This is a genomic window from Nocardiopsis sp. CNS-639, from assembly GCF_000381685.1.
Lineage (GTDB): Bacteria > Actinomycetota > Actinomycetes > Streptosporangiales > Streptosporangiaceae > Nocardiopsis > Nocardiopsis dassonvillei.
In genome coordinates this window covers 150,210-164,284 of sequence record NZ_KB906854.1, presented here as the reverse complement: position 1 = coordinate 164,284, position 14,075 = coordinate 150,210, and the positions used below count along the sequence as shown (strand labels likewise).

Here is a 14,075-nt window from a genome sequence, read left to right as displayed (position 1 = left end):
GTTCCGGTCAGGGGCGTGCGCCGTCGGTGGAGGAGCGGTGGCCGTCGTGGCCGGAGACGCCGTGTCCCCGTTCCGGTCCCGCCTGGCCGCCGCGCATGCCGTGGTCGTGTCCGCCCGGCTGATTGGCCTCGTGGAAGGCCTGCTGCGCCTGGTTCTGGCGCTCCCAGAGCACGAAGCGCTCGCTCTCGCCGAGCGCCATGGTGGTCAGCCACACGGCGACGGCGACGTCGTCGGCCAGGCCGAGCAACGGAACGAACAGTTCGGGGACGAAGTCGACAGGAGAGAGGATGTAGGCCGCCAGCACGAGCATCCCGAGCAGTTTGCCGCTGCTCAGCTCGGGGTAGCGTCCACGCACCTTGGCGCCGATCATCCGCGGGACGGCTCCGGCCCGCTGCCAGACGGACATGTCGCTGTCAGTGTTGCGGACGACCTGCCAGGCGGCGGCTCCCGCCGCGGCGCGGTTTGCCTTGCGCATCGTTCGGTCTCCTCGGTGAGGACGTGGCTTCTCAAGATATGACGCGAAGCCTTCCTGTTTCGTTCCCGCGTGGCGCGGGTCCAATCCCGTACGTGACCGGCGCGACACCCCGGCCGCCTCCTCGCCCCCGGACGGAGCGTCCGTACGCCGAGAGGGTTGTCCACAGGCCGCGGAGGGGACTGGTGGGGCAGGGAGAGGAAGGGCATCCTTGGAGAAGAAAGGATGAGAGACACCAAACGTCACCGGGAGGCATCCCAACCCCCACAGACCGACACAGAACCCATACGACCCGAAAACGGTCGCATACCGATCTGTCCACGCGTTGGCCACATGCGGCCAGCACGAAACACGTCTGCCCAGGAAGGAGGCGGTGCACACGGACACGATCCGATCCCCTTCGGCCAGCGCGGAGTCCGCGCCACCCGTGTCACCCCCGCCGACCCCCCGCACCCCGACCACTCCACCACCGCACACCCCGCGTTCCGGGGCGACAAACGCGAGGCCTCCCGCGCTCAGCCACACATTCGTTACGATGCGTCCGAGTGCCACCCTTCGCAAGGCCGCTCAGCCATCTCGCCCCAGCGCGCAGAACCGATGGAGCTTGCCCAGTGTCCAGAGCCCTACCTCGGTCGGCGACGACCGTCACCCTGTTGGCGGACATCCCCAGCACGGGTCATGTGGGTGAGGCCGGGGCCCACCGGTTCGCGATGCGCGGTGAGGGCATCGGCGAGCGCAGCGCAGCGTTCGTCGCCTTCGCCAGGGAGCAGGTCGAGGCGGGCCGCAAGGTCGTGGCGCTCTACCCCGCGTGGCACTCCGCGGACGCCGAACGCGCGGTCAACTTCGCCCGCGGCGCGATGCGTACCGACCACATCGCCGGGATCGGCGTCGATCTGTCGCCCCTGGCCCTGTCCCTGGTCGCCGACCAGCTCGCCTACCTCGCCCCCTACCTGCCGCCGGGGATGGTCGCCGCGCTGTGCGACGAACTGCCCCGGCACCTGCTGGCGGGTGCCTGGCTCAGGACCGTCTCCGGCCTGACCACCATCCCGACCTCGATGCGCCAGCACATGGGCTCCTACGCCCCGTCCGTGTCCTTCCTCGCCTACTGCGCGCCCACCCGCCAGGTGGGGCGCATGCGCGCGTCCGACGTCTCCCGCACGCTGCCCTTCCGGCCCGTGCAACCGGTCCAGCTGCTGTGCTCCACCCCCGACCCCGGCATCACCGGGGTCTTCGACGACCACCTCCCGCAGGCCATCCAGCCCGTGGCGACCCGCACCCTGCCCGCCCAGCCGCTCGGCCCCCTGTACTGGGGAACCGCCAAGTACGTGGAGTTCGTGGCGCTGAGCGCCCACCCACAGGCCCTGGCCTACGCCGCCAGTTCCATCCGCGCCGCCTCCTGCTCCTGGTGCGGCGAGCCCATGTCGGCACGCACCTGCCCCTTCTGCTCGGCCACCGCCGCACGGACCACCGCGCAGCGGTCCGGCCCCCGGCCGTCCGGCGGGCAGGGCCCCCCGGCGGCCCCGGGCTCCTCCGCAGGAGCCGCCGGACCCCTCTCCGGCGGCGCCGCCCGCCCGCCCGGCGCACACGGCGCTCCGGGTTCGCCCGGCGCCTCGGGCAGAACCGACACCTCCTCCCCCGGCAGCACCGCCGGACCCGGCCAGGCCCCTCCCCCCGTGGAAGGGGGGCGCGTGCCAGGTCCGCCTCCCCCGCCCTCCACCGACCGACCGCAGGGTCCGCCGTTCGCGGGCCGCGCCCCGCGCCCCGACGCGCCCCGGACCTACTCCCGTTAGGGAGCGGCACCGCGCCCCCGAGGCGAGCGGACGGCCCGCGACGACACTGGAAACGGAAAAGCCACCCCTATGAACCCCCGTCAGCGACGCGGCGTCCTGCTCATGGTCGTTGCCGCTATCGGCGCCGTCGCCGTGTTCGCCTCCGTGTTCACCTACCTCAACAGCCAGCAGGAGCGCCTCGGCGAGTTCGCGACCGTCCTGCGGCTGACCGAGGCCGTGGACGCCTACCAGCCCATCGGCGAGGAGTCCGTGGAGCGGGTCGAGGTGCCCAGCATGTACTTCGACCCGGAGGTCTTCCTCACCGACCTGTCCCAGGTGGAGACCCCGGCCGACCAGCAGCTCGTCGCCGCCTCCCACCTGGAGGCGGGCGTCTACCTCCAGCGGGGCATGGTGCAGCCCCAGCCCACCCTCACCGCCGGGGAGCGGGAGATCGCCATCATGGTCAACGCCGAGACCGGTGTGGCGGGCAAGGTGCGGCGCGGGTCGTTCGTGGACATCTACGGCACCTTCCCGGCGCGCGACCACGGCGAGGCGTGCGCGGTGCGGGTCATCACCGAGGTGGAGGTCCTCGACATCGGTGAGCTGCGCACCCAGGAGGAGGAGGGCGGCGGCGTGGCCGGGGTGGTCCCGGTGACCTTCCGCCTGGACCCGCAGGCGGCGCTCCGGCTCGCCTACGCCGAGGACTTCTCCAGCGGGCTCAGGCTGGCCCTGGTGAGCGCCGACGGCGGCGGCACCCCGGAGGAGTCCGAGTTCTGCAGCGGGGACTTCGACGACCTCGTCGCCGGGGGAACGGCCGACGAGAGCACGACACCGGACGAGGGCGGGGCGGCCGACGAGCGGCGCGCGCCGCATGGGGGGTAAGCGTTGAACTTCCGTGTCCTGGCGGGTATGCCGACCTCGGAGTCGGAGATGGTGCTCGCCGCGCGTTTCGAGGAGCTGGGCAGCGCCTCCCTGGTGGCCTCCAGGTCCACCACGACGGCGCTGATCGACGCCGCCGGGGAGTTCCCGGAGATCGACGTGGTCCTCATCCACCAGGATCTGGGCCCGGCGCCGGTGTTCGAGGCCGTACGCGACCTGTCCCACCGCCATCCGCAGGTGGCGATCCTGCTGGTGTCGCCCACGATGGACCCCGACACGTTCACCGGGGCCATGGAGGCCGGGGCGCGCGGGGTGATGCCCGACGACTGCGGGATCGCCGAGCTGGAGAGCCGGGTCACCAAGGCCGCCGAGTGGTCGCGCACGCTGCGCCGCCACCTGGAGTCGGCGTCGATGGACCTGCCCGCGTCGGGCGTGCGGGGCCGGATCGTGGCGATCAGCGGCGCCAAGGGCGGCGTGGGTACGACCACGTGCGCCGTGCACCTGGCGATGGCCGCGGCCGCCGCCGAGCGGGTGGTGTGCCTGGTCGACCTGGACCTGCAGACCGGCGACCTGCCCGCGTTCCTCAACCTGCGCCACCGCCGCTCCATCAGCGACCTGGTCGAGGCCGGGGACAACATCACCCCCGGCATGCTCGCGGAGACCCTGTACGTGGACCCGCGGGGTCCGCACGTGCTCCTCGCCCCCGAACACGGCGAACGCGGCGAGGACGTCGGCGCCAGCGCCGCCCGGCGGGTGCTGAGCGCGCTCCGGTCCCGGTACGAACTGGTGGTGGTGGACTGCGGGTCCACCATGAACGAGGCCACCGCCATGGCGGTCGAGCTGGCCGACAGCGCGGTCGTCACCGTCACCCCGGACGTGCCCGCGATGCGCGGCGCCCAGCGGCTGATGAGCATGTGGGAGCGGTTGCAGGTGCGTTCGCACACGGACGTGTACTCGCTGGTCACCCGGCACAGCCGCAAGAACGAGATCCAGCCGGACTTCCTCCAGCAGCTGCTGGGCACCCGGGTGCTGCGCACACCGGTCCCCGCCGCCTACCGCGCCCTGGAGCCCGGGGAGAACAACGGCGACCCGACCAAGGTGACCGACGAGGGGCTGCGCAGGGCGTTCTCGCGGCTGGCCGCGGAGCTGGACCTGCTGAACCCGCCCGCGCAGCCCGGTGGCGGCGGGGGTTCGGCCACCCCGCCCGCGGGGCTGGGCGGGTTCGCCTCCCTGTCCGAGCGACGCGGCGGCGGACCCTCCACCCGTGACGTGTCCGGCTTCCTCAACGCGTCGGGGGCCAACCCCTCGCGCGCGGCGGCCAACGGGCAGGCCTCCGTGCCGCCGCTGGGCCAGCCCTTCGGCGGGCGCACGGGTTCCGGGCCGCACGGCGGCGGAGGGGGACGCGGTGGCTTCGGGAGCTGAGCCCGGCCTCCGACGGGGGCGGCGCGGCGACCGCGGCGGGGTCATCGTGGAGTTCGCCGCGGCGGTGCCGTTCATGATGCTGGCGCTGGCCCTGGTGTGGCAGGTGCTGCTGCTCGGCATCACCGCCATGTACGCCTCGCACGGCGCCGCCGAGGCCGCCCGTCAGGCCGCCGTGACCCCCGACGACATGGCGCGTGTGGACGAGGAGGCCCGCAAGCGCGTCCGGCCGCCGTGGGACGGGGCGGACGTGATGTCCGTGGAGATCGTGGAGCGCGACGGCGTGCGCTACGCCCGGGTGACCATGGCCATGCCCATCTTCCTGCCCGGGGCCTCCGGGCCCTGGGACGTCACCGGCGAGGCCCGCGTGGTCACCGAGGTCGAGCCGCGGGGGGCCACGCCGTGAGCGCAGGGCACCGCGGAGCGCGGCGCCTCCTGCTCGGAGGCCGACCGCGCCGGGACGGCGACCGGGGCGGCCCGCTGCTGGAGTTCGCCGCGATCTTCCCGATCCTGCTCCTGGTCGCGGTCATCGCGATCGAGGCCTTCCTGGCCTTCGTCGCGGTCGAGCGGCTGGAGTCCGCGGCCCGCGCCGGTGCGCGGGTGGCCGGAGCCGAACGGTTGGAGGGCGCGGAGGCCGCCGCCCGCGCGGCGCTGCCGCCGTGGCTGGACGAGGCGACCGTCACCAGCGGCGTCAACGAGCACGAGGGCTTCTACGTGGAGGTCTCGCACCCGCTGCCGATCGTGTTCTCCGCGGCGGGCTTCGACCTGACGCTGACCCGGCGCGTGGAGATGCCCGATGTGTGAGGTCGGGGCGGTGCGCCGCGGGCGCCGGGGCACCGCCCCGGCGCCCGGGGAGAACGCAGTGGAAGTCGTGTCGGGGCACCGCGCGGCGGGGTGTGTCCCCGCCGCGCCGGCCCCCGGGGGAAGGAGAGCGGGGCCATGGGTCTGAAGGACCGTCTGGAGGAGGACCGCGCCGTCGAGGGGCGCTCCGAGCGCAGCAGCGTCACGCACTGGCGCAGGCGCCTGCTGGAGGAGATCAACCTGGAGGACCTCACCAGGCTGACCCTGGCCCAGCGCCGGGTCCGCCTGGAGAAGGTCGTGGGGCACATCCTCACCCGCGAGGGCCCGGTGCTCTCCGACCGGGAGCGTTCGGCGCTCATCCGCCGGGTCGTGGACGAGGCCCTGGGACTGGGCGTCCTGGAGCCGCTGCTGGCCGACGAGACCGTCACCGAGATCATGGTGAACGGCCCCGACAACGTGTTCATCGAGCGCGGAGGCCGGATGCAGCGGGTGGACGCCACCTTCAACGGCGAGGAGCAGCTCTACCAGACCATCGACCGCATCGTGTCGATGGTCAACCGCCGCGTGGACGAGTCCTCGCCGATGGTGGACGCGCGACTGCCCACCGGCGAGCGCGTCAACGTGATCATCCCGCCCCTGTCGCTGTCGGGCCCGGTGCTGACCATCCGGCGCTTCCCCAAGCCCTATCCCATCGACGAACTGGTGCGGATGGGGAGCCTGGACTCGCCCACCGGCATCCTGCTGGCGGCGATGGTGCGGGCCCGTTTCAACATCGTGGTGTCCGGCGGCACCGGTACGGGAAAGACGACCTTCCTCAACGCGATGTCGGCGTTCGTGCCCTCCGACGAGCGCATCGTCACCATCGAGGACTCGGCCGAGCTCCAGCTGATGCAGGACCACGTGGTGCGCCTGGAGTCCAGACCGCCCAACATCGAGGGCCGGGGTGAGATCGCCATCCGCGACCTGGTGCGCAACGCGCTGCGGATGCGCCCGGACCGCATCATCGTCGGCGAGGTGCGCGGTTCGGAGACCATCGACATGCTCCAGGCCATGAACACCGGCCACGACGGGTCGCTGGTGACCGTGCACGCCAACTCGGCCGACGACGCCATCCACCGGTTGCAGACCCTGGCCACGCTGAGCGACGTCAACGTGCCCTACGAGGCGATCCGCGACCAGATCAACAACGCGGTGGACGCCATCGTGCACCTGGGCCGGTGGCCGGACGGGTCGCGGCGGGTCAACGAGATCGCGGTGGTCTCCTCACGGCGGCGCGAGGAGTTCCGGCTGGACCCGGTGATGCAGTTCTCCGCCCTGCCCATGGGCCCCAACCGGGCCGTGGAGGGCGAGTTCCGGCACTTCCCGCTGCCCCGGCACATCGCCGGGCGGATCTACCACGTGGGCGAGGCCATCCCGGCGGCCTTCGGGGTGGTCACCGACGAGCGCCCCCGCAGCGGCTGGTGAGGCCCTCCCCCGCGCCCCGGCGGGCGCGTCCCCCGATCGGAATGGAGCTCCGGTGACCTGGCAGTTCGTGGCGATCCTCGGCGGCCTGGCCGTGGTGCTGGCCCTGGCGCTGTGGGCGCTGTGGGAGTTCGTGGCCAGCGCGCAGCACCGGCGGATGATCGCCGCCCGCAGTGCCCTGGACCAGGCCGAATACGAGGCGTCCACGCCCATGGCGCGGCTGGACGCGGCGATCTACCGCACCCAGTGGGGCGGGCGGCTGTACCGCAGGATCGCCCGGTCGGGCGCGGAGGTGCGCCTGTCCACGTTCGTGCTCGCGCTGCTGGGCGGGTCGCTGCTGGCGGTGGTCGTGGTCTGGCAGGTGCTGGCGCCCTTCTTCGGCCTGCTGGCGGCGGCCGGGGTGGCGTTCCTGTTCTTCTCCTACCTCAACCGCGCCGAGGCCAAGCGGCGCGAGGAGTTCACCTCCCAGCTGCCGGACCTGGCCCGGGTGCTGGGCAACGCGACCTCGGCGGGCCTGGCCCTGCCCACGGCCGTGGCGATGGCCGCCGACGAGCTGGACGGGCCCGCGGGCGAGGAGCTGAGCCGCATGGCCGAGTCCATGAAGCTGGGCGCCAGCTTCGAGGAGGCCGTCGCGGAGCTTCGCGAGCGCATGCCCTCCCGCGAGCTGGGGGTCCTGCTGTCCACGCTGGTGGTGGCCTCGCGCTCGGGCGGCTCCCTGGTCACGGCGCTGCGCAACATCTCCACCACCCTGGAGAACCGCAAGGAGACCCGGCGCGAGGTGCAGACCATCCTCAGCGAGACCACGAGCACCGTGTGGGCGCTGGGGTTCATGTCGGTGGGCGCCCTGTTCCTGATCAACGCCATCGAGCCGGGCATCATGCGCGTCATGACCACGTCCGTGGCGGGGGTGACGGTGCTGCTGGTGGTGGCCGCGCTGTTCGCCATCGGCTTCGTGCTGGTGTCCCGCATCACCAAGTTCGACCTGTGAGGACCGCTCCCCGATGAACGCCCCCCTCTCCCTGCTGGTGCCGCTGACCGCCGCTCTGGCCAGCGCGTTGGTCGCGCTGGTCGCGTGCTACGGCCTGTACCTGATGATGTCGCAGACCCGGGTGCGGGTGGCCGACCCGGCCGCGCGTCCGACGCGGATCCGGTCCGACGACACGTTCGTGCTGCACCGGATCACCGAGGCGATCGGACGGCCGTTCGCCCGATCGCTGCACGCGTCGCTGAGCCAGCGCCGCCTGATCTCCATCGCCGAGCGCATCGAGGCGGCGGGGAGGCCGGAGGGGCTGACCCTGGAGCGCTACCTGCGGCGCAAGGTCGGCGAGGTGGCGCTGTACGGCACCCTGGGACTGCTGATGTTCGCCTCGGGGAACCCGCTGGTCGGGCTGGTGGTGCTGGCCTTCATGGGGCTGACCGACCTGAGCCTGTACGTGCAGGGCCAGGAGCGCGGCGACAAGGTGCAGTCGCAGCTGCCGGACTTCCTGGACGTGCTGGCGGTGACGGTGAGCGCCGGGATGTCGTTCCGGGCCGCGGTGGCCCGGGTGGCGGAGTCGATGCCGGGCGTGCTCGCCGACGAGTTCGCGCTGGCCCTGCAGCAGATGGAGCTGGGCACCTCGCGGCGGGAGGCGTTCGAGATGCTGCGCCGACGCAACCGCAACGAGTCGTTGAGCAAGTTCGTGACCGCGATCCAGCAGGCGGAGGAGCTGGGCGCCCCGCTCAGCGACACCCTGGTCGCCATCAGCCAGGACATGCGGCGCGCCGACGCGCAGTACATGCGCCGCAAGGCGCAGCGGATGAACCCCCGGGTGACGATGGTGACCGCGGTGACCCTGCTTCCGGGCCTGCTCATCCTCATCGTGGGGTCGATGTTCCTGGGCACCGAGGTCAACCTCGGGCTCATCCTGGGCGGTTGACGGGGGCGGCCCCTTCCCCGGGGGACGGGGGAAGGGGCCGCCGGCAGGGCTCTAGGCCGGACCGGTGGGCGGGAACGGGATCTCGGCCAGGGTCGGGATCAGCTGGGCCTCCTCGTAGTCCAGGTGGGCCTCCAGTTCCCGGGTCATCCGGTCCAGCTCCGCGCGGAAGCGCTCGGGATCGGCCGTGGACAGGTCGGAGATGAGCGCCTCCAGCTCACCGCGGACGCGGTCCACGGTGCGGTGCTCCTCCGACAGCCGCCGCAGCGCCTCCTCCAGGTGAGGGGCCTGCCGTCCCAGTGCCGGGAAGAGGCCGGACTCCTCACTGGAGTGGTGGAAGTGCAGGGACTCGCAGAAGGCCAGGCAGTGCTGGCGCAGCTGGAGGCTGAGCCCCAGCGGTGGCGGGCCGTCCCCGTGCGCCACGGCGACGCGCTCGGCGAGGTGGGCCTCGGCCTCGGTGCGCACGTGCGCGAGCTGACCGCGCAGCCAGGTGTGTATCTCCACGAGCTTGTCGGCGAGGTTGGCGACCTCGGCTGGTCCGTCCGCGTGGACGCGGTCCAGGGCGACCACCGGCAGGACCCGCTCGGTTCCGGCCTGGTAGTCGGCGTATCCGAAGTCCGCGCGGACGAACTCGGCGAACAGGCGGTCGCGTTCGGCGCCCTCGGCGGGGACGGCGACGGCGTCGAACGTCTCGGTGCCCAGTTCCACGCGCACCATGGGGTGGGCGAGGACGTTGCGGTACCAGTCGGGGTGGCGGTCCGAGCCGCCCGCGGAACCGACGACCAGTACGCGGCCGTCGACACGGACGAAGCCGAGCGGGGTGGTGTGCTCGCGGCCGGAGCGGGCCCCGACGGTGGTGAGCAGCAGAAGGTCGCCGCCCTCGAACATGCCGCCGACGCGGCCCCCGTTGGCGCGGAACTCCTCCACGACGGGGACGTTGAAGTCGCTGACGTGGGGTTCGGCGGTCCGGACGTGCGGGTTTTCGGTCACAGGTCTCCTTCGGGATGGTGGTCATGGGCGCGACCGTCCCCGAAGGCACCCGCGGCGGCCCGGGCGCGCAGGCGCACGGGTGGCGGGTGGACGTGACAGGGAGCCCGGGCGTGGCCGGGCCGGAAGAGGACTCCGGGAAGGTCGCGAGGGGTCTGGGCGCGTTCGGGCGCGGCTGGGGCCAGCGCCGTCGGAACGGCTAGACGCGGTCCGCGGTGTGTGTGCTCACAGTGCGCTCCCGGATGTCAAGGTGCCTCCATACCTACCGACCGGCCCACTGCTCTGTGGTCGGTGGTACGCGACACGGGGGTGAACCTACACCATCGGGAGGGAGGAGCGCCACAGGTACGCGGGGAGGCCGCCCGGCCGGCCCCCGTGCTCAGTCGCCGACGGGCGCGGGAGCGGCGGGACGGACCTGCCCGGGGTCGGGGATGCCCAGGTCGGGGGCTCCGTCGAGTTCCACGAACGTGTACCGCGTGTACCACCGCTCCGGTTCGGGGGCGGCGGGGTCCAGGAACGAGACCGGGACCCCCTCCGACACCGGGCGTCCGTTGAGCGCCCCTCCGCCGGAGCCCTCCGTGGCGAAGCTCAACGGGACCCCGTCCTCGGTCGCGACCAGGGCGAACACCGTGTCCGCCTCCCCCGGCCCTCCCTCGGCGGGGAACGTGCCCTCCACCCGGATCGCGGGCACGCCGTCGGGGGCCTCGCCGCCCAGGTGTCCGAAGGCGTCCTGGGCCGGCGGGGGCGCGGCGAGGACCACCTCCTCCTCCACGGTGACGGTCCCCTCCTCCGCCGCGCGGACGAGCGGTGCGACCACCTCCGCGGGCGAGAACACCTCCTCCGTCAGCCCCGGCTCGGCCGCGTACCAGGTCGGCGTCGCGTTCCAGGCGGAGTTCTCCGCGCGCAGCAGGTCGCCGTCGGCCATCAGCAGGTCGCTGGTGCGTGCGCCGCTGACGGTACTGGTCCAGCGCAGCGCCTCCGGCGGTCCCGCCTGGTAGAGCACCCGGTCGAAGAGGGTGGGGTCGGTACCGGTGGGAAGCGGCTGGCCGTGGCCCTCCCCGTTTCCGGCGTGGGTGAGCAGGGTGAGCTCGAAGGAGTCCGCGGCCAGGAGGGTGTCGAGCGAGGCCGCCACCAGCTCCGTTCCGCTGAGGGGCCCGGTCGGCGGATCCCCCGCGGTGGCCCAGTCCGTCCCGGAGCCGGAGTCGGCCGTGGTGGTGCCGGCCTCCCCGGACAGGGCGTTCAGAAGCAGGTAACCGCCGCCGACGGACACGGCCAGGAGCACGGCCGCGGCGACCGCCAGAACGGGAAGCCGGCGCCGGGCTTCCGCGCGGCGGCGCCCACGCGAGCGCCCTCCGGTCGCCCGCCGACCGGTCGCGTGCTCGCCGGTCCCACCGTCGCTGACGACACCGGCCGCCCGGCCCCGGGCGCGCAGACTCCACCGGGGGGAGGCATCCGATTTCGCGGCCTCGGCCTCGCGCTCCGCCATGTGCAGGGCGGAGCTGATCCACTCCGCGGGCTGGCCGCGGTCCGCGTCCACGCGCGGCCAGTGGGCGCGGACGAGCGCGCGCAGCCGATCCGCCCACACGTCGGGGGTGGCGCTGTCCTCCACGCCCGCCAGCAGCAGGCACTCCAGGTAGACCTCCTCCGCCGCGGGGCGCCGCCCGGGGTCCGTCGACAGCGCCCGGGCCAGCAGGGGACGCAGCCCCTCGGGAACGTCGGCGAGGTCGACGGTGTCCTCCCCGGCCCGGCGGGCCGCCTCCGGCGGTGCGGCGTCCGTACCGAACGGGGCATGCCCGGTCGCGGCGAACACCACCAGGCAGGCCCAGGAGAAGACGTCGGAGGCGGTGTCGGGCCGCGCGCCCGCGTAGCGCTCCGGAGCCAGCCAGCCGACGCTGCCCGCGGTGGTCAGGGAGTCCGCGTCGTCCACCCGGCGGGCGATCCCGTGGTCCACGAGCCGGGGGCCCTCGGGGGTCAGGACGACGTTTCCGGGTTTGACGTCCCCGTGCGGTACGCCCGCGGCGTGGACCGAGGTCAGCGCCTCGGCGGTTCCGGCGGCCAGCACCAGGAGGGCGGGCTCGGGGAGGGGTCCGTCCTCGCGCACGCGGCGGGCCAGGTCGGGGCCGGGAAGGTACTGGACCGAGGCCCACGGCCGTCCGTGGAAGGTTCCGCTGGCGTTGACGCCCACGGCGCACACCCCGACGGACCGGCGCAGGAGCGTGATCCTGCGGTCGGGGTCAGCGGCCGGAACCCACTCGGCGTGGGCGACCCTGAGGGCGACCGCCTCACCGTCCGGGGCCACGGCGGCGTAGACCACGCCCATGGTGCTGCCGCCGAGGCGGCCGATCAGCCGGTGGCCGCTGATCTCGGCGGGATCGCCCGCGGTGAGCGGGCGCACGTGCGCCGGAAGGGAGGCTGGCGGGTTCGGAGCCATGGGGGGCGCCTTCCACTCTCCTGGGCCGGGGGAACGCGCACTGCCTGGACCGCCGACCCATGGTTGCGTAGACCTGTACCGACCGTACATTCCCGGACGTACCCCGTGCCGGGTCGGCCCACGAGCCTTCCGGGACGCGGGTCACGCGTGTGGCACCGGCACCCAGCGAGGGGGGACCGGGAGCCGGACAACGCTCCGTGGTCGGTGACGGCACGGGCTCCGCCGATCATCCCACCGCTACCGGGCCGAAGCGCTCTCCTCATCGGGACGCGGGGCCGTGGCGTCGCGGCACGCCAGCACCGACTCCAGCAGACCGGGGAAGCGTCCCTCGAGCTCCTCGTCGCGCAGCGAGATGAAGCACCGCGTCCCCTCGGTGCGGTTCTGCACCAGGCCGGCGTTGCGCAGGATCTTCAGGTGGTGGCTCAGCGTCGACTGGGCGATGGGCAGGTCGATGTCCTTCCAGGCGTGCTCCCCGTCCATGTCGGCGAGCATCCGCACGAGCCGCAGCCGGGTCGGCTCGGCCAGCGCGGCGAGAACCGTGACCAGTTCCACCTCGTGGAGGGCGGGGTGCGCGTGCTCCCTGGGAGCCAAGGCGGTCCTCCTCATGCGGCGCCCGGCCGGGACCAGGCGAGATTTGGCTCATGGACAGTCGGAAGTGTACCTTCGTAATTCGATGTTCGTCGAATATCGAACGCGCAGGTCGGCCGGGGAAGCGGATCCTCCCGTCACGGCCTCGCAGCCGGACCCGCCACGCAACAGGGGGAAGAGCCACCATGTCCGACGTCGCGCTGTCGGTGCTCGACCACGCCAGCATCGCCGAGGGGTCCACGCCCGGTGACGCGCTGCGTTCCGCCAGGGAACTCGCCCAGCACGCGGAGCGGCTGGGCTACAAGCGTTTCTGGCTCTCCGAGCACCACAACATGCAGGCCATCGCGAGCGCTGCCACCTCCGTCTCCCTGGGCTTCATCGCCGAGGGGACCTCGACCATCCGGATCGGGGCGGGCGGTGTCATGCTGCCCAACCACTCGCCCCTGGTGATCGCCGAGCAGTTCGGCACGCTGGAGTCGCTCTACCCGGGACGGGTGGACCTCGGCCTGGGCCGCGCGCCGGGCACCGACCCCCGCACGATGATGGCACTGCGCCGCGACCACAGCGCCTCGGCGACGTTCCCCAACGACGTGCAGGAGCTCCAGGCCTACTTCGAGCCCGCCGAGCCCGGCCAGCCCGTACGCGCCATCCCCGGCGAGGGACTGCGGGTGCCGCTGTGGATCCTGGGGTCCAGCCTCTTCGGAGCCCAGCTGGCCGCGCAGCTCGGCCTGCCCTACGCGTTCGCCTCGCACTTCGCTCCGGACGCGCTGTACGAGGCGTTGAAGGCCTACCGGGAGGCCTTCCGCCCCTCACAGCAGTCGGAGGAGCCGTACGCCATGGCGGGGGTGAACGCCTTCGTCGCCGACACCGACGAGGAGGCCCAGCAGCTGTTCACGACGATGCAGCAGGCGTTCCTCGGCACCCTGCGCGGTGCGCGGGGACGACTGCGCCCGCCGGTGGAGAACCTGGACACCGCATGGCGTCCGGGGGAGAAGGAACGACTGGACCACATGCTTCGTTACTCGTTCGTGGGTTCCCCGGAAACAGTCCGTCGCAAGCTCGATCTGTTCGTCGCTGACACGGGTGTGGACGAGCTGATGGTGTCGTCGATGATCTACGACCAGAAGGCTCGCCTGCGCTCGTTCGAGCTGCTGGCGGAACTGGCCGACCTCAAGCGTCCGGACCAGGGCTGACCCCACCTCCCCGCACGGGGAGACGGTCAAGGGTGGCGGCGCCGAATCTGTGGGCAGGCAGTGGCGCCGCCTTCCCCGTGCGGGAGTGCCGGGCGGGGTTCGCGTAGAACTCCGCCCGGCACCTGGCTCCGGAGCGCGGTGAGGCTCCGGGGCGGGCCAGGA

General features: G+C 73.0%; 13 protein-coding genes. 9 read left to right on the top strand and 4 right to left on the bottom strand.

Going from position 1 to position 14,075, the window contains the following annotated elements; all coding sequences use genetic code 11:
• Window positions 1-7 precede the first annotated feature (7 nt).
• Window positions 8-475: a YkvA family protein gene (locus tag G011_RS0100640; RefSeq protein ID WP_019606760.1), complete on the bottom strand. Its 468-nt coding sequence runs from the start codon at window positions 473-475 to the stop codon at window positions 8-10.
• A 650-nt stretch (window positions 476-1,125) separates the two neighbouring features.
• Between G011_RS0100640 and G011_RS0100635 the strand changes: the two genes are divergently transcribed.
• The 8 genes from G011_RS0100635 (at window position 1,126) to G011_RS0100600 (ending at window position 8,717) form a co-directional block, all read left to right on the top strand.
• Complete coding sequence (locus G011_RS0100635) at window positions 1,126-2,262, top strand: hypothetical protein (protein ID WP_026337878.1); 1,137 nt, start codon at window positions 1,126-1,128, stop codon at window positions 2,260-2,262.
• A 69-nt stretch (window positions 2,263-2,331) separates the two neighbouring features.
• Window positions 2,332-3,123 (top strand): Flp pilus assembly protein CpaB, encoded by a 792-nt coding sequence (gene cpaB / locus G011_RS0100630; protein WP_019606758.1) that lies wholly within the window; start codon window positions 2,332-2,334, stop codon window positions 3,121-3,123.
• A gap of 3 nt (window positions 3,124-3,126) precedes the next feature.
• Window positions 3,127-4,542: an AAA family ATPase gene (locus tag G011_RS0100625; RefSeq protein WP_019606757.1), complete on the top strand. Its 1,416-nt coding sequence runs from the start codon at window positions 3,127-3,129 to the stop codon at window positions 4,540-4,542.
• Entirely contained in the window at window positions 4,526-4,945 is a 420-nt protein-coding gene (locus G011_RS0100620) for a hypothetical protein (RefSeq protein WP_019606756.1), read from the top strand. Before G011_RS0100625 ends, G011_RS0100620 begins: the two co-directional genes overlap by 17 nt.
• Window positions 4,942-5,343, top strand: coding sequence for a TadE/TadG family type IV pilus assembly protein (locus tag G011_RS0100615; protein ID WP_019606755.1), 402 nt, complete (start codon window positions 4,942-4,944; stop codon window positions 5,341-5,343). The genes G011_RS0100620 and G011_RS0100615 overlap by 4 nt, the downstream gene beginning before the upstream one ends.
• 135 nt (window positions 5,344-5,478) lie before the next feature.
• Complete coding sequence (locus tag G011_RS0100610; RefSeq protein WP_019606754.1) at window positions 5,479-6,804, top strand: CpaF family protein; 1,326 nt, start codon at window positions 5,479-5,481, stop codon at window positions 6,802-6,804.
• A gap of 52 nt (window positions 6,805-6,856) precedes the next feature.
• Window positions 6,857-7,789: a type II secretion system F family protein gene (locus G011_RS0100605; RefSeq protein WP_019606753.1), complete on the top strand. Its 933-nt coding sequence runs from the start codon at window positions 6,857-6,859 to the stop codon at window positions 7,787-7,789.
• Between the two features lie 13 nt (window positions 7,790-7,802).
• Window positions 7,803-8,717, top strand: a complete 915-nt coding sequence (locus G011_RS0100600) for a type II secretion system F family protein (protein WP_019606752.1) — start codon at window positions 7,803-7,805, stop codon at window positions 8,715-8,717.
• 51 nt (window positions 8,718-8,768) lie between these two features.
• On the opposite strand, the gene G011_RS0100595 is transcribed toward G011_RS0100600, so the two are convergent.
• The 3 genes from G011_RS0100595 to G011_RS29440 all read right to left on the bottom strand — a co-directional run bounded on the left by G011_RS0100595 (window position 8,769) and on the right by G011_RS29440 (window position 12,723).
• Window positions 8,769-9,704: a nitroreductase/quinone reductase family protein gene (locus tag G011_RS0100595; protein WP_019606751.1), complete on the bottom strand. Its 936-nt coding sequence runs from the start codon at window positions 9,702-9,704 to the stop codon at window positions 8,769-8,771.
• Between the two features lie 376 nt (window positions 9,705-10,080).
• Window positions 10,081-12,132 (bottom strand): serine/threonine-protein kinase, encoded by a 2,052-nt coding sequence (locus tag G011_RS0100585; RefSeq protein WP_019606749.1) that lies wholly within the window; start codon window positions 12,130-12,132, stop codon window positions 10,081-10,083.
• Window positions 12,133-12,369: 237 nt separating this feature from the next.
• Entirely contained in the window at window positions 12,370-12,723 is a 354-nt protein-coding gene (locus G011_RS29440) for a helix-turn-helix transcriptional regulator (RefSeq protein ID WP_019606748.1), read from the bottom strand.
• A 182-nt stretch (window positions 12,724-12,905) separates the two neighbouring features.
• On the opposite strand from G011_RS29440, the gene G011_RS0100575 reads away from it, so the two are divergent.
• Window positions 12,906-13,913, top strand: coding sequence for an LLM class flavin-dependent oxidoreductase (locus tag G011_RS0100575; RefSeq protein ID WP_019606747.1), 1,008 nt, complete (start codon window positions 12,906-12,908; stop codon window positions 13,911-13,913).
• Window positions 13,914-14,075: the final 162 nt, after the last annotated feature.